This window comes from Methylobacillus gramineus (assembly GCF_020532675.1).
Taxonomy (GTDB): Bacteria; Pseudomonadota; Gammaproteobacteria; order Burkholderiales; family Methylophilaceae; genus Methylobacillus; species Methylobacillus gramineus.
In genome coordinates this window covers 1,956,382-1,981,592 of record NZ_JAJAVE010000001.1, presented here as the reverse complement: position 1 = coordinate 1,981,592, position 25,211 = coordinate 1,956,382, and the positions used below count along the sequence as shown (strand labels likewise).

Below are 25,211 nucleotides of genomic sequence, written 5' to 3'. Positions count from 1 at the left end.
CAGTAGTATGGCAAAAGAAGATCGTATTGAAATGCAGGGTGAGGTTCTAGAGAATCTTCCAAATGCAACATTTAGGGTCAAACTGGAAAATGGTCATGTCGTACTAGGCTATATTTCAGGCAAGATGCGTATGCACTATATCCGTATCCTGCCAGGTGACAAGGTTACCGTTGAAATGACTCCTTATGATTTATCGCGTGCGCGGATTATTTTCCGCGCCAAGTAAGATTCTAGCGAAGAGGTGAGAGATGAGAGTTCGTGCATCAGTAAAGACGTTGTGCCGTAATTGCAAGGTGGTTCGCCGCCGTGGTGTTGTGCGTGTTATTTGCACTGATCCACGTCATAAGCAACGCCAGGGTTAATTCGGTACGCAAGTTTGTAATAAATGGGGCTGGTTTTTAATCTATTTGTTAAAAGCTAGCCAAGCTGTTAAAATTTTGGGCTTTTTTGGCGATTTGATTAAACGATGCGCCATTATTTTGGAGTAGCTACATGGCTCGTATAGCAGGGGTAAATATCCCAAATCATAAACATACCGATATCGCATTAACTTCGATTTACGGTGTGGGTCGTAATACGGCAAAACAAATCTGTCTGGCTGCAGGCGTTTTGGCAACAGCAAAGATCAAAGATCTGAATGATGCTGAAGTTGAAAAGCTGCGTGATGAAGTCGCCAAGTTGCAGGTAGAAGGTGATCTGCGTCGTGAAGTGACTATGAACATCAAGCGTTTGATGGATCTGGGTTGCTATCGCGGTGTCCGCCATCGTCGTGGACTGCCAGTTCGTGGTCAACGTACTAAGACCAATGCGCGCACTCGCAAGGGTCCAATTAAGCCTATCAAGGCATCCAAGTAAGGAATAGCAAATAATGGCTAAAGCTAACGTACGCGTACGCAAGAAAGTCAAAAAGAATATTGCCGAGGGCATCGCCCACGTGCACGCTTCTTTTAACAACACGATTATTACCATTACTGACCGTCAGGGTAATGCGCTGTCTTGGGCAACTTCTGGTGGTGCTGGTTTTAAGGGCTCTCGTAAGAGTACTCCTTTTGCTGCACAGGTGGCTGCCGAGGCAGCAGGCAAGGCAGCTCAGGAATGCGGCGTGAAAAATCTTGAAGTACGCATCAAGGGTCCAGGCCCAGGCCGTGAATCTGCAGTGCGTGCACTGAATGCTGTTGGTTTCAAAATCACCAGTATCTCTGACGTGACTCCGGTTCCACATAACGGTTGCCGCCCACCCAAGAAACGCCGTATCTAAATCAGATGCATGGTCGCGACCACGATGAACTTTTTGTCGTGGTTGATTTTATTTGAAGAAATCGAGGACCGTAAGGATAGCTATGCAAAACAGTCCGACTGAATATTTGAAGCCACGTGTTGTTGATGTTGAAGTGATTTCACCCGTGCGTGCACGTGTGACACTTGAACCTATGGAACGTGGTTTTGGTTACACGCTGGGTAATGCCTTGCGTCGTGTATTGCTTTCATCCATTCCTGGCTTCGCTATTACCGAAGTCAAGATTGATGGCGTGGTGCATGAATACTCTACGCTTGATGGCGTGCAGGAAGACGTAGTAGATATCCTGCTGAACCTCAAAGGTGTTGCACTGAAGCTGAATAGCAAGAGCGAAACTACCCTGACCCTGAATAAGTCAGTGGAAGGTATCGTAACTGCTGGTGACTTTGAAACAGGTCATGATGCGGAGATTGCTAACCCTGATCATGTAATTGCTCATCTGACAAAGGGTGGCAAGATCAATCTTGAAGTTAAGGTTGAAATGGGTCGTGGTTACCAGCCTGTGCCAGTGCGTCAACAGAGTGAAGATGAAGATCGTGTACTTGGTTTTATCCAGGTGGATGCATCTTTCAGTCCAATCAACAAGGTAAGTTACCATGTTGAAAGTGCACGTGTAGAGCAACGTACAGATCTGGATAAACTGATCATGGACGTTGAAACTAATGGCGTGGTTGAGCCTGAGCAAGCCATTCGTGATGCAGCGCGCATCCTGATGGGCCAGTTGTCTGTATTTGCAGATCTGGAAGGTGCTCCTTCAGAAGTTGAAGTGAAGCATGCTCCTCAAGTTGATCCTATCCTGTTGCGTCCGGTAGATGATCTTGAGTTGACCGTGCGCTCTGCAAACTGCTTGAAGGCAGAAAACATTTATTACATTGGTGATTTGATTCAGCGTACTGAAAACGAGCTGTTGAAAGCACCAAATCTGGGCCGTAAATCTTTGAATGAGATTAAGGATGTACTGGCCTCTAAAGGCCTGACATTAGGCATGAAACTGGAAAACTGGCCACCAGCGGGCCTGGAAAAGGTGTGAGGGAATCACTATGCGTCATCGCAACAGCAATCGTAAATTAAATCGCACCAGCAGCCATCGTCAGGCTATGTTGCGCAATATGACTAACTCTCTGCTTCGTCATGAGATTATCAAGACAACCTTGCCTAAGGCAAAGGAACTGCGTCGTGTAGCAGAGCCTTTGATCACTTTGGGTAAGGAAGCTACGCTGGCTAATCGCCGCTTAGCGTTCAACCGTCTGCGTGACCGTGACATCGTTGGTAAGCTTTTCAGTGACCTTGGTCCACGTTACCAAACCCGTAATGGTGGTTACCTGCGTATCCTGAAGTGTGGTTTCCGCGTTGGTGACAATGCGCCTATGGCACTGGTCGAGTTGGTTGATCGTCCTGAGCTGGCAGTGGATGCAGAAGTTGTGACTGCTGAATAAGCATTCATTTTCTGCATCTGACAAAAAAGCCGGTCAAGTACCGGCTTTTTTGCTTTTATTGCCTAGCTGATTCCTTTTTAGCCCCGCTCTGTCAGGATAGATCTCTGCCCTAGACTCCTTTTTAGCGCATGGTGAACAATGGCTTTCACATAAGACCTGTATAAAGGCATGAGTCTGTCATTGATGTGGGCTATATCCTTAATAATGCATTGTGTGATTTTCTATCAAACTACTATTGATTAAAAATCCTGACTTTAAATCATAATACTTAAAGAATTAACTTAATATTTGGTGAAGTTGTACGATGGCTGAATATATAATTTTCTTGCTGCTCTAAATACGGGGACTGGTGTGAACCGGTAATTCCTTAACAACATTGGCATAAGTCTGCGAGCGCATATGGCGGATATTCAGGAATCGAAGGAAAGTTTACAGGAAAGCCTGCAGCAGGTGATTACACTCCTCAATAAGCACAGGCTGATTGAGGAGCTAGTCCATAAGCAGGATATGCCCAAGCAAGAGCTGGTGCAGACGCTGGTGCACAGGCAGAACCTAGCTGAGTTGCAGAAGAAGCTGGATGTACTGCACCCTGCTGACGTTGCCTATATTCTGGAAGCGCTTCCATTAGAGCAGCGTCTCGATGTCTGGGACCTGGTCAAGGCAGAGCGCGACGGTGAAATTCTGCTGGAAGTGTCGGATGCGGTACGTCAGACCCTGATTGCAGACATGGATAGCGATGAGTTACTGGCCGCCGCCGAGCAACTCGACACCGACGAACTGGCCGATCTGGCGCCTGACCTGCCCAAGGATGTATTGCAGGAGTTGCTGGAAAGCCTGGACAGTCGTAATCGTGAACGATTGCAGTCTGCATTGGGCTATCAGGACGATGCGGTGGGGGCGTTGATGGACTTTGATATCGTCACTATTCGTGAAGATATCACCCTGGAAGTGGCTCTGCGCTATTTGCGTCGTATCGGCAGCCTGCCTGATCATACCGATAAGCTGTTTGTGGTCGATAGAAATGACATCCTGCAAGGCGTGTTGCCGCTCAAGCGTTTGGTCGTGAATGACCTGGACTCAGGCGTGGCAGAAATCATGGCCGATGATGCTGTGGTATTTCACCCTGAAGACAAGGCAGATGAAGCTGCCAAGGCTTTTGAACGGTATGACCTGGTGACAGCACCTGTCGTGGATGAGAATAATCGCTTGGTTGGCCGTTTGACCGTGGATACGGTCATGGATTACATCCGTGAGGAAGCAGAAAGCGATATGCTTTCCATGGCGGGCTTGCGTGAGGAGGAGGATATTTTCTCCTCAGTCTGGAAGTCGGTGCAGAACCGCTGGACTTGGCTGGCCATTAATCTGGTAACAGCATTTGTCGCTTCCCGTGTGATTGGCCTGTTCGAGGGTTCAATTGAGAAAATCGTCGCGCTGGCGGCCTTAATGCCTATCGTGGCTGGAATTGGTGGCAACTCGGGCAATCAGACGACGACCATGATAGTGCGTGGCCTTGCGTTAGGCCAGATTTCAACCTATAACACCAAATCCATGCTGATCAAAGAGACGGGTGTGGGTTTGCTCAATGGCTTGATCTGGGGCAGTGTACTGGGCGTCATTGCTTATTTGCTTTACGGGAATATAGCATTGGGCATGGTCATGACGGCTGCCATGACGTTGAACCTCTTGCTTGCTGCGGTAATGGGCGTAATGATTCCATTGATTATGGCAACCCGCTTTAATCGTGATCCCGCAGTGGGATCCAGTGTCTTGATCACGGCAGTGACGGACAGTGGTGGTTTCTTCATCTTCCTTGGGCTTGCAACGATATTCTTGTTATGAACAACGCTACGCTTTATGCCGTATGGCAAGATCTGGTCACTGATTTTTCATCGGCTGCTGTCTTATGGCAGGTCGGTATCATCATCACCAGTTTATTGATCGCATGGTCTATCAATGGTCTGCAGCGTGCCCGGCTGACCAATCGTTCAGGCAATGTGCATCAGGCAGCGATTGATGGCATCACCCGTATTCTTTTCCCCATATCATCTTTGTTGATGGTATGGCTGGGTCAGCTGCTTATCAGTCACTGGTACAACACAAGCTTGCTTAAGCTGGCCTCTTATCTGCTGGTCGCTATGGCGGTCATACGGCTGGCGGTCTATGTGCTGCGCTATGTATTTTCTCCCAGTGGCTGGCTGCGCACAACAGAGAGTATTTTCTCTACCACGGTATGGCTAATCCTGGTGCTCCATGTCACTGGCTTATTGCCCGAGATTCTGGAGGCGCTGGATAGTGTCCATTTCACTGTGGGCAAGAGTCCTATCAGCTTGTTGCTGGTCATCCAGGGTTTGCTGACGGTGCTGGTCACGGTGTTTGTTGCCTTGTGGCTCAGCAGATTACTCGAGAACAAGTTGATGCAGGCGACCAACATCAATATCAACATGCGGGTAGTGATCACCAAAGTCATTCGTATCGCCTTCATCTTCTTTGCCGTATTGATGGCACTCTCTGCTGTTGGCCTGGATATCACCCTTCTATCAGTGTTTGGTGGGGCTTTGGGGGTTGGGCTTGGTTTTGGCCTGCAAAAGATCGCCAGTAACTATGTCAGTGGTTTTATTATCCTGTTGGATGAATCCATGAGCCTAGGTGATATTGTCGCCATCGATTCTTATTACGGCATCGTGCAGGAGCTGCGTTCCCGGTATATGGTGTTACGCCAGCTAGATGGCACGGATGTGATTATTCCGAATGAAACTCTGATTACCAGCGCCGTGATCAACCATACTGCTATTCGGCGCCGGGTGCCGATCAAAGTGCCAATACAGGTGGGTTATGATACTGACCTTAAGGAAGTCCTCGCCCTCATGGTGGAGATCGGGAGGAGGCAGAAACGTGTCATGGTGGATCCTGCGCCAGATGCCAAGCTGGTAGGGTTTGGTGAAAGTGGTATCAACCTTAATCTGACCATGTGGGTGCCTGATCCTGAGAATGGCGCAGGCAGCATTCCCTCAGACGTCTATATGGAGCTATGGGAAGAGTTCAAGCGGCGGGGGATATCCATCCCTTATCCACAGCGTGAAGTGCACGTATACGGGCATACCGTGATTCAGGAGCCGACAAACAGAGGATTGGATGCTCAGTCTTCTGGCGCTTGAGCTGGTAGCTGGCCAAATAATCTTTGATTAAGCTTGATCTCGGTTTGCTGGATAGGTGTCAAGTTTTATGGATGAGTAAAAACTCAGGCAATAAAAAAGCCCGCAATTGCGGGCTTTTTTATCAGGCTGAATATTATTTCAGCTTTGTTTCCTTGTACAGGACATGCTTGCGTACAACAGGATCAAACTTCTTGATCTCCATTTTTTCAGGCATGGTGCGCTTGTTTTTGGTCGTAGTGTAGAAGTGACCTGTACCAGCGCTGGATTCCAGTTTGATTTTTTCACGCATGATTTAGTCCTTAGATCTTTTCGCCGCTGGCACGTAGATCAGCCAGAACAGTGTCGATACCGTTCTTGTCGATAGTGCGCAGGGCAGCATTGGTAATACGTAGGCTAATCCAGCGGTTTTCGCTCTCAACCCAGAACCTGCGGTTTTGCAGGTTAGGAAGGAAACGACGCTTGGTCTTGTTATTTGCGTGGGAAACATTATTCCCAACCATCGGCTTTTTGCCGGTTACCTGACATACGCGTGCCATGGCGGACTCCGAAATTCGAAAGACCGCATTTATACCATGAAAAGCAAACGTCTTTCAAGTAAATTCAAAGATTTTTCTCTGTATTCTCAATGTTTTCCCGTACTGCCAAAACCGCCTTCGCCACGCTCGCTGGTGACGAAGTCATCCACAATATTAAAGCTGGCTTGTACTACCGGCACAATCACCAATTGGGCAATACGTTCCATCGGGTTCAATATGAAGCTCTCCTTACTCCGGTTCCAGCAGGAGACCAATAATTGGCCCTGATAGTCCGAGTCTATAAGGCCAACCAGATTGCCAAGCACGATGCCGTGTTTATGGCCCAAACCAGAACGTGGCAGGATCAACGCTGCATAATTGGGGTCTGCCAGGTGGATTGCCATGCCAGTCGGGATCATGATGGTTTCGCCCGGATGCAGGCTTTGGGTGTGCTCGATACAAGCACGCAGATCCAGGCCAGCAGAACCAGCGGTGGCATAGGCGGGCAGCATGTGCTGCAGGCGGCTGTCGAGGATTTTGATGTCTATATGAATGCTCATGAAGATTCTTTCTTGGGATGGTGATCCAGCATAGCGGCAATATGTTGCAGCAATCCGCGCGCTAGTGCCAGCTTGGGAGCTTGAGGCAAGGGGTGTGAGCCTTCATCGTCCAGCAGTATCAGGCTGCTGGCATCCTTGCCCATAGCCTCGGTGGCGATATTGGCTGCGATGAGCGGCAGTTTTTTATTTTGCCGTTTTTGCTCGGCATGTTGCAGCAGATGTTCACTTTCCGCAGCAAAGCCAACACAGAAAGGCGCATCTGGCCTGGCAGCAATGGTAGCGAGTATGTCCTGATTCAGTTTTAGCTCAATGGTCAGGGCAGCAGCGCTTTTCTTGACCTTGTGCATGCTGGCTTGCTGAGGGCTATAGTCAGCCACTGCCGCTACAGCAATAAAGATATCCTGCCCCTCGATATTTGATTCCACCGCTTCCAGCATATCTGCCGCACTAATGACTGGAATCAAGTTGGTTCCGCTAGGTGCTGTCAAGGCAACCGGGCCGCTGACCAAGGTTACCTTGGCCCCCATCTCGATGGCGGCACGCGCAATGCTGTAACCCATTTTTCCTGAGCTATGGTTGGTGATCGCGCGTACCGGGTCTATCGCTTCAATGGTTGGGCCGGCAGTAATTAGAATGCGCTTGCCTGCAAGTAGCTTGGGCTGGGTGTGGGCCAGTAGTTGCGCCACAATCTCCTCCGGTTCCAGCATACGACCCATGCCGGTTTCACCGCAGGCCTGATCACCACTGGCGGGGCCAAATATGGCAATACTATCGTGATGCAGTTGTTTGATATTGCGTTGGGTAGCCGGATTGTTCCACATTTGCTGGTTCATGGCGGGTGCCACAATGAGCTTGCAGTCACGTGCCAGGCACAGCGTGGATAAGAGATCATCCGCTGCACCATGAACCAACTTGGCAATAAAATCAGCACTGGCAGGCGCAATCAGGATGGCATCTGCCTCGCGGGACAAGTCAATATGTGCCATGCCTTTACTCGAATCGGAAACCCAGAGGTCGGTGTAGACCGGTTTGCCCGAGAGTGCCTGGAATGTCAGTGGCGTGACAAACTGGGTAGCGGCCTCAGTCATGACTACCTGCACCTCAATACCCTGTTTGACCAGCAGTCTGACCAGCTCGGCTGCTTTATAGGCAGCAATGCCACCCGTAATACCAAGCAATAACTTTTTTATGGAATAATCGTTCATCAGGGGATGTGTGAATACACTAAGTAAAACAGCTATATGAATTCATTCGATTTTATATGAAAGGCTGAACTGTGGCGATTACTGATTGGCCGGAAGGGGAACGGCCGCGGGAGAAACTGCTGGCGAATGGGGTTGCGGCACTATCGGATGCCGAGCTGCTGGCAATCTTCTTGCGCACCGGGGTGGTGGGGAAGAGTGCGGTGGATCTGGCGCGTGACCTGCTTTTGCGTTTTTCCAGTTTGAATGGCATTTTTGCGGCCAGTGTGCAGGATATTTGTCAGGTACATGGCATGGGTGCCAGTAAGTTTGTTCAGTTGCAGGCGATTTTTGAGATGAGTCGTCGTGCGCTGGCAGAGGAAATGCACAGGAGGGATGTGCTGAGCTCACCGCAACAGGTCAGGCATTATCTCAGTCTCAAGATCGGCTCCTTGCCGCGGGAAGTGTTTATCGTGTTGTTTCTGGATGCTCAAAACCGGGTGCTGGCTTATGAAGAGTTGTTCTCTGGCACGCTCACACAAACGTCAGTCTATCCGCGTGAGGTCGTCAAGCGCAGCTTGCATCACAACGCGGCGGCTGTGATTTTTGCGCATAATCATCCGTCGGGCGTGGCAGAGCCGAGCCAGGCAGATGAAATGCTGACAAACGCGCTCAAGCAGGCATTAGCGTTGGTGGATGTACGGGTGTTGGATCATTTGGTGGTTGCAGGCAATACCACGGTATCGTTTGCTGAAAGAAGGCTACTTTAAGTAGAGGGTTCAAGTAGCCTGCCAGTCCTGTATTCGCCCTTGCTTTTATCTGCCCTTGCCGCTGAGCGAGCCGCGATTGAAGTCCTTATCGCCAGGGAGAATGCAGCGAGTGCCGAAAAAACCGCCTTGTGATTTCTGTGGGCATTCACCAGACACAGCGGCCCGATTTTTTTCTTCCTCCTTGGCTTGGGCAGGATTTGCATAATTCCAGCTGCCATCAGGTTGCAGCACAATGCTTTCTCCCTTGGATGTAGTGGCGCGGATTTCCTTTTCTGCCTCTTCAGCCATGACTGGAAAAGCCAACCAGCTACATAAGGCGGCGGCAAACAACATCTGTTTCATTACATGTCTCCTCAATCTTTATTATCGCCACATGGTGATGCTGGCATTATTTTATCGTATATAGCTAGAATGACAGGTATTGCACTCGCTTAGTTCCGCTGTGACAGCCAGTGTGTCACAGGCGATTCAATACACATCCCGCACATAACGCTTGTCTTGTGCCATTCGGGACACATAGGCTACGGCATCCTCTGCGCTCATCCTGCCATGGGTCTGCACCACAGTTTTTAATGCAGCATCTACATCCTTTGCCATACGACTGGCGTCACCACATACGCAGAAGTGCGCACCCTCTTCCAGCCATGCCCATAGCGTTGCCCCATGTTCAATCATGCGGTGCTGGACATAGATTTTTTCCGCTTGATCCCGGGAGAATGCCGTATCGAATTTATGTAGATAGCCAGCTTTCTGCAGGGCCAGCAGTTCTTCCCGGTAATAAAAGTCAGTGTCCGCGTGTTGTTCGCCAAAGAATAGCCAGTTCTTGCCTGTGGCGGCGGTAGCCTGGCGTTCCTGCAGGAATGCACGAAATGGCGCAATGCCAGTGCCGGGGCCGACCATGATCAGGGGAGCATCTGGATTGTTTGGGATGCGGAAGTGTGCAGATTTTTGCAGAAAGATCGGGATCTCTGCATCTGCGGCGCGATCCGCCAGGAATGTAGAGCAGACACCGCCACGAGCATTGCCTTGATCACCATAGCGTACGGTAGACACTGTCAGGTGCACCTGGCCGGGATGTATCTTCGGGCTGGATGAGATGGAATATAAGCGTGGTTGCATGCGCTTCAATACCGCCAGCCACTCGGTGGCACTGGCTGCAATCGGGAATGCCTGCAACAGGTCGATGATTTGTTTGCCCCATAGCCATGACTTAAGCGCGGCTTGATTATCTGCTGTCATCAGTGCTGCCAGCTGTGGATCCTGGTTGCGTTCACCGACAAATTTCAGCACATCAGGGGTGATACGCGCAATGTCGTAGTGGTGGGATAAAGCCTCCACTAGCGGCAGTTCACCCAGTTCTTTGGCTGTGACCATGCTGGATGGAGACAGCTTGAGAACAGACAGTATATTGCCGACCAGTTCTGGGCAGTTGGTTGGCCAGACGCCGAGTGCGTCACCGGCCTCATAATGAAAGTCAGTATTGCTCAGGTCAAAACCGAACTGGCGTATTTCTTTCTCTGAGTCTGCTGCATTGAGGCGCTGGTTGATCACCAAGCGCGTGCGAAGCGGCTGTTGGCGGCTGTAGGTTGGTGCTGTGATAGGCGTCTCGCTTGGAATGTCGGAGGTATTGCCAGCCAGGGTCAGCGCTGATGCTGCAATGGCTTGGGAAGCATTCACGGTTGCACTGCTCATGCTCTGTACCACGGCTTCCAGCCAGGCTTGTGCTGGCTCTTCAAATTCTGGTTCGCAATCGATGCGGGCGGTCAGGCGCTGTGCACCCAAGACCTCAAGTCGCGCATCCAGCTTGCGGCCAAAACCGCAGAACTGGTCATAATTGGAATCACCAAATGCCAGTACGGCAAATTGTGTCTGTTCCAGCCTGGGAGCACTCTCGAGGGCCAATGCACTCCAGAATGCGCCGGCATTGTCAGGAGGATCACCATCTCCAAACGTGCTGGTGAGTAATAGGAGCTGGGAGGTGTTAGCTAGCTCACTGACCTGGATACTGTCCATGCTGGCCAGTGTGACGAGGTGGCCTTCAGCTTGCAGGCGTGCTGCACACTGTGTTGCAAAGGCCTCGGCATTGCCTGTCTGTGATGCCCAGAGTACCGTTACCGCGGATTGCGCGGCGATGCCAAGTGCCAGGTCATCACTCAACCAGGTGCGAGCAAACATGCCAGCCAGTATGCCGTCCACCAGCATCCGTTTGGCAGGGTTGAGAGGGGCCGTGCTGGGTAATACCGGCACGCCGCCCATTTTGCGTGATTCTTCGGTACGCAGGCCTGTGATGTAACCTTGCATATAGTGTTGCTCTTGCGGATCCAGTGTGATCTCAGGCACGGAGTCCAGGCCTAAGAGCTTGGCCAGGGCATTGATATCTTTCATGTCGAGTTCCTTTACATGGGGCTGGGCAACTGTATCGGTGCTCAGGGCGCCGTTGTCCCCGTCTTGTAGCTTCGTCTCATGGGCTGTGCTGGCGACGCGTGTCATGCTGACGGCACAGACCTTGAATTCTGGTTGCTGCGATATCGGGTCTATCGCATCGTTGGTCACGGCGTTGATGGTGAGATGTTCGCCATAGGTATCATTCCAGTGGAATGGGGCGAAAGAGTTGCCTGGGCGGACGCGGTCCGTCACTACGGCGGGTAGCACTGCATGTCCACGGCGTGAACGGATTGCCACTTGGTCCTTGTCGCGGATATCCAGTGCGGCTGCATCTTCAGGATGCAGTTCGATGAAGGGGCCAGGGTTGAGTTTATTCAGCGTGGCGATCTTGCCAGTCTTGGTCATGGTGTGCCATTGATGCTGCAAACGACCAGTGTTCAATACCAACGGGAAATCCTGGTCTGGCATTTCTGCTGCCGCGACGTGGGGACGCGCGAAGAAAACGCCTTTGCCACTCTCGGAGGCAAAGGCAATGCGTGGGATGGAGCCATCCTCATTCACCTTGAGTTTCTGATGAATGCCATCGTTGATATAGCGAATAGGCTGGCGTTCATCCTCGCTATCTGCGGTGCGAGGCCATTGCAAAGGCTGCGACCGCAGCTTGTCATGGCTGATGCCACGAATTTCATAACCGGTCTTGGGATTGGAAACCTGCTTGATTTCTTCAAATACCTCGGCTGCGGAGCTGTAGGTGAACGCTTCTGCAAACCCCATCTCACAGGCGACGCGGGCAATGATCTGCCAGTCGGCCATGGCCTCGCCCGGTGGCGTCACCGCCTGTTGCATCAAGGTCATATTGCGTTCTGAGTTGATCATGACGCCTTCTGCTTCAGCCCACAATGCACCCGGCAACAGGATATCGGCGTAATGATTGGTTTCCGTGTCGAGGAAGGCATCCTGGGTGATCACCAGTTCCGCAGCTTCAAGGCCCTCAATCACATTCTTGCGGTTGGCCACGGAGGCCACTGGATTGGTACAGATGATCCAGCATGCCTTGATCTTGCCTGCCTTCATTTGCTCAAACATGGCAATGGTGCCGCCGCCCAGCCTGGTATGCAGAGTATCTGCTGGAATCTTCCACAGATTCTCGATAAAAGCCCGGTCCTGCTCGACCAGCACAGAGCGTTGTCCTGGAAGCCCGGGACCCATATAGCCCATTTCACGGCCACCCATTGCATTGGGTTGTCCTGTGAGTGAAAACGGGCCACTACCGGGCCGACAGATGGCGCCTGTTGCCAAGTGCAGGTTGCAGATAGCATTGGTGTTCCAGGTGCCATGTGTACTCTGGTTGAGACCCATGGTCCAGCAGCTCATCCATTCCCTGGCTGTGCCTATCCATTCTGCCGCCTGGCGGATATCAGCTTCAGGCAAGCCGGTGATTTCAGCCACTTTTTCTGGGGAGTAATCCTCCAGGAATGCTGGCATCACTTCCCAGCCTTCAGTGAATTCCGCGATAAATTCGGGGTCGGTGTGCCCGTGCTTGACCAGCAAATGCAGCAGACCATTGAGCAGGGCGAGATCGGTGCCTGGCTTGATCTGCATGAAGAGGTTTGCCTTATCGGCGGTGGTGTTGCGGCGTGGGTCTACCACAATCAGCCTGGCCCCTGCCTTGACCCTGTCCATCATTCTCAGGAACAGAATAGGGTGGCAGTCTGCCATATTGGCACCAATGACGAAAAACACATCGGCCTTGTCGAAATCCTCATACGAGCCGGGTGGCCCGTCAGATCCCAGGGAAAGCTTATAACCGCTGCCAGCACTCGCCATGCACAAGCGTGAATTGGATTCGATATTATTGCTGCCCAGGTAGCCTTTAACCAGTTTATTGGCGAGATATTGCGACTCAATCGACATCTGGCCCGAGACATAAAGTGCAATTGCATCCGGACCATGGGTATCAAGAATATCGCGCAACCGCCGCGCGGCTTCCTTGATCGCGCTATTGATCTCGACACGTCCTGGTTCCTGGGTGCGATCCTGGCGCACATAGGCATGCTCCAGCCGTCCGGATTCAACCAGTGCTTGAGCACACGTATTGCCCTTGGTGCACAAACGGCCGAAATTGGATGGGTGTTGCTTGTCGCCAGTGACCTTGATCACGCGATTGTCGGCGACTTCCATGACGATGCCGCAGCCAACACCGCAATAAGGACAGACTGATTTGACTGTTGTCATGACTGTTTTTCGACCTGAGCCTTGAACTGGACCAGAACTAGGCCTGCACCCAGACGGTGCTCTCGCGCAGCTCTACCGCATAACGGTTGAGTGCTGTATCTGCATCTTCCACACACACGCCAGTACGCAACTGGTAGTGATGTTTGTAGATGGGTGATGCGACCACGGGTTCACCTGCCAGATCGCCGATCAGGCCACGTGAGAGCACGTTGGCGCCGCTGTGCGGATCGTGATTGTCTATGGCATACAGGTCATCGTTCTTCATGCGGAAAATAGCGATCTGTCGCCCATTCACCAGCGCGCATACGCCGGTGTTAGGCCAGATCTCATCCAGTGCGCAAACTGACTGCCAGGTGCCTGTCGTCGAGGGGATGGTGGTGTGTTGTAATTGGTTCATGGTGTTACTCCATTCTTTAATCGACTAGCGCCAGGATAGGGATGGTTTTTTCCAGGCGTTTTTCTTCTGGCGTGGCAGGGCGCATTTGTTCGCGTTCGCTCACGAACACGATATTGTTATCGCCGACCGTGCTGTTGACGAAACTGCGGAAGCGCTTGCGTACTTCAGGGTCAGTCACTGCGGTCTTCCATTCATCCTGGTAGTTGTCCACCACATGCTGCATTTGCGCTTCCAGTTCTGCGCCCAGGTCCAATGAGTCGTGGATGACGACATCCTTGAGGTAGTCCAGTCCGCCTTCGAGGTTGTCGCGCCAGGTGCTGGTGCGTTGCAGGCGATCAGCAGTGCGGATATAGAACATCAGGAAGCGGTCTATCATCTTGATCAAGTCTTCCTTGTTCAGATCACTGGCCAGCAGTTCTGCGTGACGTGGCTTCATGCCGCCATTGCCGCAGACGTAGAGATTCCAGCCATTCTCGGTGGCGATGATGCCCACGTCCTTGCCCTGGGCCTCGGCGCATTCACGGGTACAACCGGAGACGCCAAACTTGATCTTGTGTGGTGCGCGCAGGCCCTTGTAACGGTTCTCTAGCTGCACAGCCAGGCCCACACTGTCGTCCACGCCATAGCGGCACCAGGTCGAGCCGACGCAGCTTTTTACGGTGCGCAATGACTTGCCATAGGCGTGACCGGATTCAAAGCCCGCTGCAATCAGTTCTTCCCAGATATTGGGCAATTGCTCCACCCGTGCACCAAACATGTCCACGCGTGCACCACCGGTGACCTTGGTATACAGACTGTATTTCTTGGCAATCTGGCCGATGGCGATCAGGCCGTCGGGGGTGACTTCACCACCCGGCATACGTGGTACCACGGAGTAGCTGCCATCCTTCTGGATATTGCCGAGGAAGTAGTCATTGGAATCTTGCAGGGAAGCCAGATCCTTTTTGAGGATGAAGTCGTTCCAGCAGGAAGCCAGTACACTGGCCGCGGTTGGTTTGCAGATGTCGCAACCCAGACCTTTGCCGTGCTTGGCCAGCAGCTCATCAAATGTCCTGATCTGCTCTACGCGCACGATGTGGTAAAGCTCCTGGCGCGAGTACGGGAAGTGTTCGCACAGGTGGTTGTTCACGGCCATACCATGCTTGCGCATTTCGGCCTTCATCACTTGCGTGACCAGTGGCACGCAACCGCCGCAGGCGGTGCCTGCCTTGGTGCAGGCCTTGATCTCGCCTATGCTGCATGCACCAGCCGCCACGGCTTCGCCTATGGCACCCTTGCTGACGTTGTTGCATGAACACAGCACGGCGCTGTCGGGCAGGGCATCAACGCCGAGGCCTGGTTTTTCCTTGCCATCACTGGCAGGCAGGATGAGGAATTCTGGATTATCCGGCAGCGGCATGGCATTGAGTGCCATTTGTTGCAGGGTGCCGAATTCATCCGCATTGCCGATCAGCACGGCCCCGAGCAACGTCTTGTTATCTTCGCTGACAACGATCTTCTTGTAGATCTGGCGCAGTTCGTCCAGATAATGGAAGCTGCGGCAGCCTGGTGTCTTGCCATGGGCATCGCCGACGCTGGCGACATCAACGCCCATCAGCTTCAGCTTGGTGCTCATGTCAGCGCCCTGGAATGTAGAGGCGGTTTCGCCAAACAGGTGCGCGCATGCCGTGCGGGCCATGTCATAGCCGGGTGCCACCAGGCCGAACATTTCGCCATTCCAGCTCGCACATTCACCAATCGCATAAATATCGTGGTCGCTAGAGCGGGAGAAGTCATCAATGGCGATGCCGCCACGTGCGCCAATCGCCAGGCCGGAATCGCGTGCCAGTTCGTCGCGTGGACGTATGCCTGCTGAGAAGACGATCATGTCCGTCTCCAGCCAGGTTTCATCAAAGAACACCATGCGATGACGTGCCGTAGCGCCGTCAACGATGGCCGTTGTGTTGCGATTGGTATGCACGTGTACGCCCAGGCTTTCGATCTTGCTGCGCAGCACTTGTCCACCTGCTTCGTCTACTTGCACTGCCATCAGGCGTGGAGCAAATTCCACCACGTGGGTTTCCAGACCCATATCACACAGGGCCTTGGCACATTCCAGGCCAAGCAGGCCGCCACCAACCACCACGCCGCTCTTGGCCTTGGTGCCTGCTGCCGTCATTGCTTCCAGATCTTCAATGGTGCGGTAGACAAAGCAGTTCTCACGGTCACGCCCGGCCACACCGGGGACGAAAGGCACGGAGCCAGTGGCGAGCACCAGCTTGTCATAAGCCAGAGTGCTGCCGTCGGTGAGAGTCACTGTGTGCTGGATGCGGTCTATGCTGCTGGCTCTGGCGTTCAGGCGCAGCTCCAGGCCAGGGCGGTCATAGAAGCCTGGTTCCACCAGTGACAGGTCTTCAGCCGTACTGCCAGAGAAAAAACTGGAGAGGTGCACGCGGTCATAAGCTGGGCGTGGTTCTTCACCCAGCACCGTCACTTCTAGTTTTGCGGCGCTCAGATCAGGATGGCGCTTGACCAGCTCCTGAACAAAGTAGTGACCAACCATGCCGTTGCCAACTACAAGTATGCGGATATGTTCATTCATCGTCGTGTTTCCCATGAAATTGAAAGGCAGCCTCAACGCATTGCTAATGCGTCAAATGATGCGTTTCTGTTCTATTCGTCGCTAAAATGCAAAACGGCACCCATCACTTGCCCTGCAGCTGCCTGGGCAGTGCAAAAAAACAAGGAATGGACGCCGTTGTCCTCAAGAGGATTTCCACTTCGAGAAAACCCCTTGTTAAAAATACTCATCGCTACTGCACGAGCTTTAATTCTTAAAAAAGCAATATCCGTACCAATTTTATGGATTTATGTTTCATGCGCCTTGGCGAGGTATTTATAGGCCCAAGCAGGGAATCCTGCCATTGTTGCAAACTGGTGCATGGCACGGCAGGTATTGCCTTAATGCACCAAAAAGGTTCGTGTGCGCAAAACCGGTGCAACAGTAAGTGGGTGCCGCTACGCCAAGGTTACCCAGCAGAGCAATGTGCCCAATGTTGTGCGGAGCTCATGGCAAAAGCCTTTAATGATTTGTACTGATTATCATTCGCTTGAAAATGCTGAAAGGTAGCAGAATTAGCCTGATTAAGGCTTGCGAGCAGGGGCATCTTGATTTCGGCTACACACCATCTAAAAGTGACGGAAAGTTTTCAGGAAATAAACAATAAGTAAATCAATACCAGATTGACCAGCATTGAGCACACTGCCAGCCATTGCCACTGCTGCAAGCCAGCGCGGGAAATCAGCGGGGTACGCTGCATGGGCAGGATGGGACGCGTTTCACCCAATTCAAGAGCCAGCAGCATTTCTTCTGCGGTTTCAAAGCGTAATGCCGGGTTGCGTGCTACCGCTTTCAGGATGATGTTTTCCAGCCAGCCAGGAATGTCGGGGCGATAACGCGTGGGCGCTGCCGGTTCACCAAAGCGTGGATGCTGGAAAGGCTCAATCTCGCCGTAGGGATATTTGCGCGTCAGCAGGTAGTACAGCGTCACGCCCGCCGCGTAAATATCACTGCGTGTTGATGCCTGGCCGGTTTCAAACAACTCAGGCGCCATGAAGCTGGGCGTGCCAGGGTTGGGCATGGCTTCTTCCTGCAGATTGTTGCCGCTGGAGGCCACACCAAGATCCAGGATGCGCAGGCGGTTGTCCTTGCCCATATGCAGGTTGGCGGGTTTGATATCTCGGTGCAGGATATGCAGCCTGTGCAGGGCACCCAGGCCTCGCAATATATCAATACCAATGCGGGTGATGCCTGCTGTGGTGAAGTGATGACCATGCTCCAGTCTATGCTGCAGCGTAGCGCCTTCATGCCAGCTCATAACGTAATACAGTTTGCTGCGCTGCTCTGCATCCAGTGGCAATACTTGCGGCAAATATTGCGACATGATGCGCTTGGCCAGCCACTCTTCATTGAGTAGTGCCTGGCAGCTCAGGCGGTCTTCTTCGAGTATGGGTTGCAGGGTCTTGAGTACCCACAATTGCGCGCTCTGGCGATGCTTTACCTTGTAAACCAGGCTGGCGCGGGATTGATGCAGAATCTCCAACACCTCAAAATTGTCCAGGTGGTCACCCACCTTGAGTTTGGGTGGCAGTGTGAGCTGACGGCCTTCTGCCAGGAAATCGGTCAGGGTTTCATCGCCGGTTTCCATGACGCGAACGGTGATGACGGTGGCGTTGTCACTCCCACCGGCAGCCAGCGCCAGCCGCGTCAGTTCGTCACAGATTTTTTGCGGGTTGTCGTATAAACCCATGGTGTGATGGATCAGGCTTTGCTCCAGCGTGCCCCAGACACCATCGGTCATCAGTGCGTAGATATCGCCAGCCTGGGTGCTGCCTTCGGCATAGTCCACACTGAGCTGTTGATCCAGGCCGACCGCACGCTTGAGCACATGGCGCATATCCGGCCTGTCCCATACATGGTCGGTGGTCAGCAGCTCTAGCTGTCCTGCGCGCAGGCGATACAAGCGGCTATCGCCCACATGGCCTGAGTAATAACGTTGTCCGCGCAGCACCAGCAAGGATAACGTCGTCGCCATGCCCGCCATTTCACGGTGCTGCAAGGCTTGCGCCAATAGCCAACGATTGGCGGCAATGATCACCTTATCCAGGGCGACCGGGATTTCCCAGGTATCAGGCGTGGCATAGAAGTCGGTCAGCAGGCTGCGCACCGTCATTTCTGCCGCCTCGCGTCCCCCCGCGTTGCCACTTACGCCATCCGCGACCGCAAAAATAGCGCCTTTAAGATTGAGCGTGGCACCCGTGGGCGTCACCATTCCGGCAAAATCCTCATTGCGTTCACGTTGCCCGGTGACCGAGCTTGATCCTGTTTTAAAGCTGAGCGCCATGGTCCTGGTTTAGATCCGTGCGCTGGTGACTGCGGCAGAGCCCCAAGTGGTACGCCAGCGTTTCTTTACCAGGCTCAACCCAATCAGCGCAATCACTGCCAGGCTGGCAAATGCGGCCAAGCCGATCTGGTAATTACCCGTGAGTTGTTTGGAATAGCCCAGGCTGGATGCCAGGTAAAAACCACCTATACCGCCTGCCATGCCGATCAAGCCAGTCATGACGCCGATTTCCTTGCGGAAACGTTGTGGCACCAATTGGAACACGGCGCCATTACCCATGCCGAGTGACATCATGGCTAATACCACCACCGCAAGGCCAGCCAGCTGTTGCTTGAGTCCAAAGCTGAGGATGAAGAGGAATACGGCCGCCAGGATATACATATAGCTCAGGGTGCGGATGCCGCCGATACGATCTGCCAGATTGCCGCCGATAGGACGTACAAAAGATCCAGCAAAGACGCAGGCAGCGGTGAAGTAGCCTGCATGCACCGGGTCCAGTCCATATTGGTCATTAAAGTAGATGGTGAGCGAGGACGCCATGCCGACAAAGCCGCCAAAAGTCACGCTGTAGAAAAACATGAACCACCAGGCATCCTTGTCTTTCAGCACGGCCAGATACTGGCTCAATGACTTGCCTGCTGGTGGGTTGGGCGCATCCTTGGCAAACAGCACATAGACGACCAAGGCAATGCTCAGTGGGATGAGTGCCAGACCAAAGACATTGCTCCAGCCAAAGGCCAGTGCCAGTCCAGGTGCAAACAGGGCGGCCAGTGCCGTGCCGGAATTACCTGCACCGGCAATGCCAAGCGCCGTACCTTGATGCTCAGGGGGATACCAGCGTGAAGCCAACGGCAACGCCACCGCGAATGAAGCGCCGGCAAAACCAAGGAATACGCCTAGCAGCAAGGCTTGTTGATAGGAGTGGATGCCATTGAGCCAGGCAATCGCCAATGCTGCGAGCACGATCAGCTGGCCGATCAGCCCGGCTTTTTTGGGTTGAATCTGGTCTACCAGCACGCCCATGACCAGACGCAGTAAGGCGCCAGTTAGCACTGGCGTGGCCACCATCATGCCTTTTTGGGCTGAAGTGAGTTGCAGGTCACCTGCGATCTGCACCGCCAGCGGGCCGAGCAAGACCCAGACCATGAAGCTGAGATCGAAATAAAGAAAGGCAGAGAACAGCGTGGGTTTGTGGCCTGCCTGCCAGAAGCTTTTTTGCATGATGTGTCCTTGGATAATGGGTCTTGATAATGGCGGGTTAGTGTCCCGCGCTCATTATTGAATGGTGATGCTCTCGAATTTCTGCTGTTGCTGACTATGCCTGGCCCATAGGGATCTGGCCAGGATGCTGAAGTTATCTAATGTTGTCATGATTTGCTCCATTTGTTGCTTATGCTGCGATCGATACTGACTGCAGCAAGTCCTTGCTATGGGCCAGACGCACCACGTCGCCGATGACAATAATGGCGGGACTGCCCATGCCTGCTTGTTGCACTGCAGTTGTCAGCAGTGCCAATGTACTGGTGACGTGTTGCTGCTGAGGAAGGGAGCCGTTCTGGATGGCTGCGGCCGGGGTGTCAGGCGACATGCCGGTTTCCAGCAGTTCTCGCGTGATGGTGGCTAGATGTTTCATGCCCATGTAGATCACCAGGGTGGTGCCGCTTTCAGCCAGGGCTTTCCAGTTCTGTCCACTTTCACCATCCTGTAAATGACCGGTGACAAAGCTCACGCCATGCGTGTATGCCCGATGGGTGACCGGGATGCCCAGCGTAGCGGGGACGGCGATACCGCTGGTGATGCCGGGAATCACTTCCACCGCGATGCCTGCACTGCGCAGTTCCAGCATTTCCTCACCACCACGGCCAAACAGGAAAGGATCTCCTCCCTTGAGTCGGATAACGGTTTGTCCTTGTTCGGCCAGGGCAATCATCATGCGGTTGATGAAGTGTTGGGGGGGGGATTTGCAACCCCCGCGCTTGCCTACCTCAATCACGCGTGCTTGAGGTGCATGTTGCAAGATATCGCGGTTGACCAGGTCATCCAGCAATATCACGTCTGCGGCCTGCATGGCCTTGACTGCCTTGAGGGTGATTAGGTCAGGGTCGCCTGGGCCTGCGCCGATTAAATATACTATTCCTGCCATGTTATGGTGCCAACGCTATCAATATGATCCTGAATAAGCAAATTGTGTTCCATTGGTCTAAAGTCCTTTTATATCAATCTGGTAACGATTAATCCCCGATAACTCTCTACTTTTTATGCCTCTGATTCATGCATTGGCACCAAAACCTCATGCTGTCATGGTCGGTATTGGTGCATGCTAGTTGCGTCTGTTTCCTCATGGTGCACGGTGCTAGACCAGAGAATTCTTCATGGTGCACGGTGCTAGACCAGAGAATTCTTCATGGCAATGACAATCAATTCATCCAGCTCGCTGGTAATGTTGGTCAGCACGCTGGCGACCACGGAAAATTCCTTGCCGGCATCGCCCGCTCTCGCGGCAATGATCTTGGCGTTGATGGAAATAATCTTGGCCTGTTTGGTAATTTGCTGGATGTTATCCATCAGCTCGCGCTGCTGTTTCTGATGGCGCTGGGTGTATTGCTTGGCTTCAGCTTCATAGACCTGTGTGATGCTGTTCAGCAGATTGACCAGTGGGGTGGCACACTGCCCCAGCATATCAATCTGGGCGGTGGAACCTGGACTGCCAAGGGATGACAGTGCCAGCCTGGCATGCTGGATGAAACCGCGGATTTGTGACTCTGCCTGCAACTCACCGAAATAAATTGCTTCCAGCTCTTTGGAAAAAATGCCGGGTAATTCCCGGTTGCCTTCCACCAGGCTGATATGGGTATTTTCGAATAGGTTCAGTGCTTCCTGGGCGACGCCCTGGGCTTCTTCGTGTCCCAGCGTATAAAGAATGGTATTGAGGATGATGCGTTGTGACAGCATGCGTTGCCTGCCGGCAAGGTTGATCAGCGTGCTCAAGGTATCTGCACCAATCATCTTGTCGGTGTCAGGGCTTGTGTTGAATGTGCGTAGTGCTGATGTCATGTGTCTATCTCAGTAGGGCTGTTCACTGTCCAGGGGCCTTGGATTGATCCCAGCCCCTGGCGCTATGCATTGATACTGCTTATCAGAAGGTATACATCAAGGTGAGCCAGAGTTTTTCCGTGTCACGGACACGTCCAGCCGCGTTGTTTCCAGGTAGCAGGGTGTATTGATCGCTTTCAGTAAACTTGCCGTACTCGACCTTGGTCATCAGGTGAGGATTGACGTTGTAAGTGACGGCTGCATTCCACTCCTTGCCATACTTGTCGCCAAACCCCCCACCTACTGCATTGAAACTCTCATCAGACTTGAGCACGTGGTAGTCGGCAAAAAACAGGAAGTCACCCCATTTATAGGTCGCAGTGACAAAGGTGTCCTTGATGCCTTCAACAGGTGTGGTGAGGAACTTGTCTACCCAGCCCTGGAACAGGTGGTTAGTGCCAAACGGTGTCTGGAAAGCGTATTGACCATTGTTGCTGGAGAGCAATTCCTGGTCTGCCCGTAGTGCAAAGTTGCCATAAGCTGCGCCGCCACCTACCTTGTAGTAGTGGGCATCAATACGTGAGTCACCACCTTTGTAATCAGTCTGTTTTGCATATTCGGCGGTATAGAGCCCTTTCCAGTCTGGCGTGAAGGGATGAACACCATCCAGGCGTAGGCCAATGATCTTGTTGCCCTGATCTGCATTCTGGTTGATGTTGCCATTCTTGCCGGCTGCGATGCCGCCAGCGGCCGCGGCGTTACCAAACCATGCCCGGCCAAACCCAAGATCGTCAAAGCTGGAGAAATAGCCATATCCCACCAGCGATTCCGTTGGGGAAATGCGGTATTTCAGGTTGACGATTTCCAGGGCACCATCGTCACGCAGTTTTGTGGTGATTTGCTTGACCCGTTCAAGATGGCCCAGGTAAATCTCGGTATCTGGCAATGACTTGTTGAGCAGGGTGGCGCCGTCGAAGACCTGCATGACCTGACGGAAAGCGATGTCACCAATAAAGCGGACGTTGTCCAGGTTGATCTGCTGACGGCCAACACGCAGGCGGTTGTTCTTGATCCCTGTCCAGTCAACGAATAACTGGTTGATGCCGGTGTAGTCAGGGTCGACGATCTTGGCATAATCCAGTTTGTCCGGCTGGTTGGAAACGCTGTTGATCAAGCTGCCATTGGTGCTGTCGTTGAAGTTATCCTGAAATTTGCTGACATCAATGATCTGTCCAGCAAAACTGAAGTTCTGATAAGGCGCAGTTTGCCAGCCGACCAAGCTGCGTAGCGTGAGGCCATTGGCATCCTTGAGGGGGCTGCCCGTCGGTGCATTGCCATCCTGCTCCACGTTTTCATAACGCAGGCGGAAGCTGGTGAGGTTTTTGCCAGTTTTGATGGCGTCCATAAAGGTATATTCAGGCAATACTTCTTCTGCATGAGCTAGGGGCATGGCAGCGATGGCTAGTCCCAGCAGACTGCTAGAACAGACTTGACGCAGGGTAAATCTCGAATTACTTTGCATGTGTTGCTCCTTTTTCTCAGATGAAGGGTAACGGTAGTAGTGGCCCGTCCTGACCGACGGGCCTTTTCTTTTTGTCAGCGCATTGGCGAGTGAAGTAGTGCCGCTGCGCCTGGATCTAGGCGGCCTTGCGGGCATGCCTTTCATAAAGAAACTTCAGCACTTCACTACGCAAATGGTTGTAGTGACGATCTTCTGCCAGTTCCAAGCGTTTGCGCGGTCGTGCCAGATCAACATCCAGGATGTCACCGATGGTGGCGGCCGGGCCGTTGGTCATCATGACAATACGGTCCGAGAGCAGCACGGCTTCATCTACATCGTGCGTGACCATGACAGCAGTACAGCCGGATTTGGCCATGATGCCCATCAGCTCGTCCTGCAAGTGCGCACGGGTCAATGCATCCAGTGCGCCGAATGGCTCATCCAGCAGCAGCACCTTGGGTTCCATCGCTAATGCGCGGGCAATGCCGACACGTTGCTTCATGCCACCGGAAATTTCATTGGGTCGCTTGTCTGCAGCATGGGCCAGGCCCACCAGATCGATGGCAGCCTTGGTGCGCTGCTGTAGGTTTGCCTTACCTTCATCGGCGCCAAATACCCGTTCCACTGCCAGGTAGACGTTCTCTGAACAGGTTAGCCAGGGCAGTAATGAATGATTCTGGAACACCACGGCCCGTTCTGGGCCTGGGCCAGAAATTTCGCGCCCGGCGCAGAACAGGTTGCCTTCTGTAGGGTGTAGCAGCCCGGCAATCAGGTTCAGCACGGTTGATTTGCCACAACCCGAGTGGCCGATGATGGAGATGAATTCGCCTTCACGGATGCTGAAGTTGATGTTTTTCAGCGCTTCAAATGTACCTTTCTTGGTATAGAAGGTCATGTTGACGTTTTCTAGCTGTACGTATTTTTCTTGCGCAATCTTTTCCATGATCCGTTTTCCTTATTCGTAGCTGAAGCGCTTGGCCAGTGAAGTCAGTGCCAGTTCCAGCAGCAGACCGACAATCCCGACCACGAAGATGGCGATGATGATGTGTTCTACATTCAGGTTGTTCCACTCATCCCACACCCAGAAACCGATACCGACACCGCCAGTCAGCATTTCTGCCGCCACGATCACCAGCCAGGCTACGCCGATGGAAAGGCGTACGCCCGTCATCATGTAGGGCAGTACGAAGGGAAACAGGATTTTGGTGACTATCTTCCACTCCGACAGGTTGAGCACCTTGGCCACGTTCATATAATCCTGAGGCACTTTGCTGACACCCACTGCGGTATTGATGATCATGGGCCAGATGGCGGAGATAAAGATCACCCAGATCGCCGCTGGATTGGCCGCCTTGAATACGAGCAGGCCTATCGGTAGCCAAGCCAGCGGTGAGACTGGGCGCAGCAGGCCGATGATCGGTGCCGCCATGCGTGACATGAACTGGAAGCGGCCGATGATAAAGCCCATGGGGATGCCAACCAGTGCTGCCAGACCAAACCCCAGCGCCACCCGCTCAAGCGAGGCAACGATGTTCCAGCCTATGCCTTGATCATTGAGGCTATTGCGGTAGAAAGGATCCTTGAACAACTCCACCGCTGAATGCCAGGTCGGCATCGGCCCCGGCAGATTGGGTGACTGATGCGCGATCAACGTCCAGATCGCTCCCAGCAGGAGCAAGCCAAATAACGGTGGCAGCAGCCACTGGAAAAAGGCGCGCGACTTTAACGCCAGTGCGCTGGGGCGGGGCGCCGCAACGGGTTTGGGCGCTGCGACCGCTGTGACGATGGTTTGCTCACTTTTCATGATGGTCTTGATGTCTTCCTTGGTGATACTGACTGAGCTCATAATGGATCGCCTTGCAT

General features: G+C 52.9%; 25 protein-coding genes. 10 read left to right on the top strand and 15 right to left on the bottom strand.

Annotated features, from left to right (window positions below; all coding sequences use genetic code 11):
* Window positions 1–7: 7 nt before the first annotated feature.
* From infA to LG201_RS09230, 8 genes are all read left to right on the top strand, one after another.
* Window positions 8–226, top strand: a complete 219-nt coding sequence (infA, locus tag LG201_RS09265) for a translation initiation factor IF-1 (protein WP_011478668.1) — start codon at window positions 8–10, stop codon at window positions 224–226.
* Between the two features lie 22 nt (window positions 227–248).
* Complete coding sequence (gene rpmJ, locus LG201_RS09260) at window positions 249–362, top strand: 50S ribosomal protein L36 (RefSeq protein ID WP_011478669.1); 114 nt, start codon at window positions 249–251, stop codon at window positions 360–362.
* Between the two features lie 130 nt (window positions 363–492).
* Complete coding sequence (gene rpsM / locus LG201_RS09255; RefSeq protein WP_226771862.1) at window positions 493–855, top strand: 30S ribosomal protein S13; 363 nt, start codon at window positions 493–495, stop codon at window positions 853–855.
* Window positions 856–868: 13 nt separating this feature from the next.
* Entirely contained in the window at window positions 869–1,258 is a 390-nt protein-coding gene (gene rpsK, locus LG201_RS09250; protein ID WP_011478671.1) for a 30S ribosomal protein S11, read from the top strand.
* 82 nt (window positions 1,259–1,340) lie between these two features.
* Window positions 1,341–2,327 (top strand): DNA-directed RNA polymerase subunit alpha, encoded by a 987-nt coding sequence (locus LG201_RS09245; RefSeq protein WP_226771861.1) that lies wholly within the window; start codon window positions 1,341–1,343, stop codon window positions 2,325–2,327.
* A 10-nt stretch (window positions 2,328–2,337) separates the two neighbouring features.
* A complete protein-coding gene (gene rplQ, locus LG201_RS09240; protein ID WP_226771860.1) occupies window positions 2,338–2,733 on the top strand; it encodes a 50S ribosomal protein L17 in 396 nt (131 codons plus the stop codon).
* Window positions 2,734–3,132: 399 nt separating this feature from the next.
* Window positions 3,133–4,572 carry a magnesium transporter gene (gene mgtE / locus LG201_RS09235; RefSeq protein WP_226771859.1) on the top strand — a complete coding sequence of 480 codons (1,440 nt, stop codon included), beginning with the start codon at window positions 3,133–3,135 and terminating at the stop codon, window positions 4,570–4,572.
* Window positions 4,569–5,888 carry a mechanosensitive ion channel family protein gene (locus tag LG201_RS09230; RefSeq protein WP_226771858.1) on the top strand — a complete coding sequence of 440 codons (1,320 nt, stop codon included), beginning with the start codon at window positions 4,569–4,571 and terminating at the stop codon, window positions 5,886–5,888. The genes mgtE and LG201_RS09230 overlap by 4 nt, the downstream gene beginning before the upstream one ends.
* 133 nt (window positions 5,889–6,021) lie before the next feature.
* Here LG201_RS09230 and rpmG read toward each other — a convergent pair whose 3' ends face one another.
* From rpmG to coaBC, 4 genes are all read right to left on the bottom strand, one after another.
* Entirely contained in the window at window positions 6,022–6,177 is a 156-nt protein-coding gene (gene rpmG / locus LG201_RS09225; protein WP_067267382.1) for a 50S ribosomal protein L33, read from the bottom strand.
* A gap of 10 nt (window positions 6,178–6,187) precedes the next feature.
* On the bottom strand, window positions 6,188–6,424 hold the full coding sequence (gene rpmB / locus LG201_RS09220) for a 50S ribosomal protein L28 (protein WP_226771857.1): 237 nt from the start codon (window positions 6,422–6,424) through the stop codon (window positions 6,188–6,190).
* A gap of 86 nt (window positions 6,425–6,510) precedes the next feature.
* Entirely contained in the window at window positions 6,511–6,963 is a 453-nt protein-coding gene (gene dut, locus LG201_RS09215) for a dUTP diphosphatase (protein WP_226771856.1), read from the bottom strand.
* Entirely contained in the window at window positions 6,960–8,168 is a 1,209-nt protein-coding gene (gene coaBC / locus LG201_RS09210; protein WP_226771855.1) for a bifunctional phosphopantothenoylcysteine decarboxylase/phosphopantothenate--cysteine ligase CoaBC, read from the bottom strand. Before coaBC ends, dut begins: the two co-directional genes overlap by 4 nt.
* Window positions 8,169–8,239: 71 nt before the next feature.
* On the opposite strand from coaBC, the gene radC reads away from it, so the two are divergent.
* Window positions 8,240–8,914, top strand: coding sequence for a RadC family protein (gene radC, locus LG201_RS09205; RefSeq protein ID WP_226771854.1), 675 nt, complete (start codon window positions 8,240–8,242; stop codon window positions 8,912–8,914).
* A 45-nt stretch (window positions 8,915–8,959) separates the two neighbouring features.
* On the opposite strand, the gene LG201_RS09200 is transcribed toward radC, so the two are convergent.
* The 4 genes from LG201_RS09200 to nirB form a co-directional block, all read right to left on the bottom strand.
* A complete protein-coding gene (locus tag LG201_RS09200; RefSeq protein WP_226771853.1) occupies window positions 8,960–9,256 on the bottom strand; it encodes a hypothetical protein in 297 nt (98 codons plus the stop codon).
* A gap of 126 nt (window positions 9,257–9,382) precedes the next feature.
* Window positions 9,383–13,534: a bifunctional nitrate reductase/sulfite reductase flavoprotein subunit alpha gene (locus LG201_RS09195; RefSeq protein ID WP_226771852.1), complete on the bottom strand. Its 4,152-nt coding sequence runs from the start codon at window positions 13,532–13,534 to the stop codon at window positions 9,383–9,385.
* A 37-nt stretch (window positions 13,535–13,571) separates the two neighbouring features.
* Window positions 13,572–13,931: a nitrite reductase small subunit NirD gene (nirD, locus tag LG201_RS09190; RefSeq protein WP_226771851.1), complete on the bottom strand. Its 360-nt coding sequence runs from the start codon at window positions 13,929–13,931 to the stop codon at window positions 13,572–13,574.
* A gap of 16 nt (window positions 13,932–13,947) precedes the next feature.
* Window positions 13,948–16,512: a nitrite reductase large subunit NirB gene (gene nirB, locus LG201_RS09185; protein ID WP_226771850.1), complete on the bottom strand. Its 2,565-nt coding sequence runs from the start codon at window positions 16,510–16,512 to the stop codon at window positions 13,948–13,950.
* Between nirB and LG201_RS09180 the strand changes: the two genes are divergently transcribed.
* Window positions 16,501–16,812, top strand: coding sequence for a hypothetical protein (locus LG201_RS09180; protein ID WP_226771849.1), 312 nt, complete (start codon window positions 16,501–16,503; stop codon window positions 16,810–16,812). The two genes, nirB and LG201_RS09180, sit on opposite strands and share 12 nt — an antisense overlap.
* 307 nt (window positions 16,813–17,119) lie before the next feature.
* On the opposite strand, the gene LG201_RS09175 is transcribed toward LG201_RS09180, so the two are convergent.
* The 7 genes from LG201_RS09175 to ntrB all read right to left on the bottom strand — a co-directional run bounded on the left by LG201_RS09175 (window position 17,120) and on the right by ntrB (window position 25,194).
* Complete coding sequence (locus tag LG201_RS09175; RefSeq protein ID WP_226771848.1) at window positions 17,120–18,814, bottom strand: bifunctional protein-serine/threonine kinase/phosphatase; 1,695 nt, start codon at window positions 18,812–18,814, stop codon at window positions 17,120–17,122.
* 9 nt (window positions 18,815–18,823) lie between these two features.
* Window positions 18,824–20,035 (bottom strand): nitrate/nitrite transporter, encoded by a 1,212-nt coding sequence (locus LG201_RS09170; protein WP_226771847.1) that lies wholly within the window; start codon window positions 20,033–20,035, stop codon window positions 18,824–18,826.
* Window positions 20,036–20,204: 169 nt separating this feature from the next.
* A complete protein-coding gene (gene cobA, locus LG201_RS09165; RefSeq protein WP_226771846.1) occupies window positions 20,205–20,957 on the bottom strand; it encodes a uroporphyrinogen-III C-methyltransferase in 753 nt (250 codons plus the stop codon).
* 242 nt (window positions 20,958–21,199) lie between these two features.
* A complete protein-coding gene (locus LG201_RS09160; protein WP_226771845.1) occupies window positions 21,200–21,868 on the bottom strand; it encodes a type IV pili methyl-accepting chemotaxis transducer N-terminal domain-containing protein in 669 nt (222 codons plus the stop codon).
* Between the two features lie 82 nt (window positions 21,869–21,950).
* Window positions 21,951–23,369, bottom strand: coding sequence for an alginate export family protein (locus tag LG201_RS09155; protein WP_226771844.1), 1,419 nt, complete (start codon window positions 23,367–23,369; stop codon window positions 21,951–21,953).
* A 115-nt stretch (window positions 23,370–23,484) separates the two neighbouring features.
* Window positions 23,485–24,291, bottom strand: coding sequence for an ABC transporter ATP-binding protein (locus LG201_RS09150; RefSeq protein WP_226771843.1), 807 nt, complete (start codon window positions 24,289–24,291; stop codon window positions 23,485–23,487).
* Window positions 24,292–24,303: 12 nt separating this feature from the next.
* Entirely contained in the window at window positions 24,304–25,194 is an 891-nt protein-coding gene (gene ntrB / locus LG201_RS09145; protein ID WP_226771842.1) for a nitrate ABC transporter permease, read from the bottom strand.
* Window positions 25,195–25,211 lie beyond the last annotated feature (17 nt).

What these genes read in the sequence shown, in the direction of transcription:
- infA (WP_011478668.1), top strand. Translation starts at nt 8, where the DNA reads ATGGCAAAAGAAGATCGTATTGAAATGCAGGGTGAGGTTCTAGAGAAT.
- rpmJ (WP_011478669.1), top strand. Translation starts at nt 249, where the DNA reads ATGAGAGTTCGTGCATCAGTAAAGACGTTGTGCCGTAATTGCAAGGTG.
- rpsM (WP_226771862.1), top strand. Translation starts at nt 493, where the DNA reads ATGGCTCGTATAGCAGGGGTAAATATCCCAAATCATAAACATACCGAT.
- rpsK (WP_011478671.1), top strand. Translation starts at nt 869, where the DNA reads ATGGCTAAAGCTAACGTACGCGTACGCAAGAAAGTCAAAAAGAATATT.
- LG201_RS09245 (WP_226771861.1), top strand. Translation starts at nt 1,341, where the DNA reads ATGCAAAACAGTCCGACTGAATATTTGAAGCCACGTGTTGTTGATGTT.
- rplQ (WP_226771860.1), top strand. Translation starts at nt 2,338, where the DNA reads ATGCGTCATCGCAACAGCAATCGTAAATTAAATCGCACCAGCAGCCAT.
- mgtE (WP_226771859.1), top strand. Translation starts at nt 3,133, where the DNA reads ATGGCGGATATTCAGGAATCGAAGGAAAGTTTACAGGAAAGCCTGCAG.
- LG201_RS09230 (WP_226771858.1), top strand. Translation starts at nt 4,569, where the DNA reads ATGAACAACGCTACGCTTTATGCCGTATGGCAAGATCTGGTCACTGAT.
- rpmG (WP_067267382.1), bottom strand. Translation starts at nt 6,177, where the DNA reads ATGCGTGAAAAAATCAAACTGGAATCCAGCGCTGGTACAGGTCACTTC.
- rpmB (WP_226771857.1), bottom strand. Translation starts at nt 6,424, where the DNA reads ATGGCACGCGTATGTCAGGTAACCGGCAAAAAGCCGATGGTTGGGAAT.
- dut (WP_226771856.1), bottom strand. Translation starts at nt 6,963, where the DNA reads ATGAGCATTCATATAGACATCAAAATCCTCGACAGCCGCCTGCAGCAC.
- coaBC (WP_226771855.1), bottom strand. Translation starts at nt 8,168, where the DNA reads ATGAACGATTATTCCATAAAAAAGTTATTGCTTGGTATTACGGGTGGC.
- LG201_RS09200 (WP_226771853.1), bottom strand. Translation starts at nt 9,256, where the DNA reads ATGAAACAGATGTTGTTTGCCGCCGCCTTATGTAGCTGGTTGGCTTTT.
- LG201_RS09195 (WP_226771852.1), bottom strand. Translation starts at nt 13,534, where the DNA reads ATGACAACAGTCAAATCAGTCTGTCCTTATTGCGGTGTTGGCTGCGGC.
- nirD (WP_226771851.1), bottom strand. Translation starts at nt 13,931, where the DNA reads ATGAACCAATTACAACACACCACCATCCCCTCGACGACAGGCACCTGG.
- LG201_RS09180 (WP_226771849.1), top strand. Translation starts at nt 16,501, where the DNA reads ATGTTCATTCATCGTCGTGTTTCCCATGAAATTGAAAGGCAGCCTCAA.
- nirB (WP_226771850.1), bottom strand. Translation starts at nt 16,512, where the DNA reads ATGAATGAACATATCCGCATACTTGTAGTTGGCAACGGCATGGTTGGT.
- LG201_RS09175 (WP_226771848.1), bottom strand. Translation starts at nt 18,814, where the DNA reads ATGGCGCTCAGCTTTAAAACAGGATCAAGCTCGGTCACCGGGCAACGT.
- LG201_RS09170 (WP_226771847.1), bottom strand. Translation starts at nt 20,035, where the DNA reads ATGCAAAAAAGCTTCTGGCAGGCAGGCCACAAACCCACGCTGTTCTCT.
- cobA (WP_226771846.1), bottom strand. Translation starts at nt 20,957, where the DNA reads ATGGCAGGAATAGTATATTTAATCGGCGCAGGCCCAGGCGACCCTGAC.
- LG201_RS09160 (WP_226771845.1), bottom strand. Translation starts at nt 21,868, where the DNA reads ATGACATCAGCACTACGCACATTCAACACAAGCCCTGACACCGACAAG.
- LG201_RS09155 (WP_226771844.1), bottom strand. Translation starts at nt 23,369, where the DNA reads ATGCAAAGTAATTCGAGATTTACCCTGCGTCAAGTCTGTTCTAGCAGT.
- LG201_RS09150 (WP_226771843.1), bottom strand. Translation starts at nt 24,291, where the DNA reads ATGGAAAAGATTGCGCAAGAAAAATACGTACAGCTAGAAAACGTCAAC.
- ntrB (WP_226771842.1), bottom strand. Translation starts at nt 25,194, where the DNA reads ATGAGCTCAGTCAGTATCACCAAGGAAGACATCAAGACCATCATGAAA.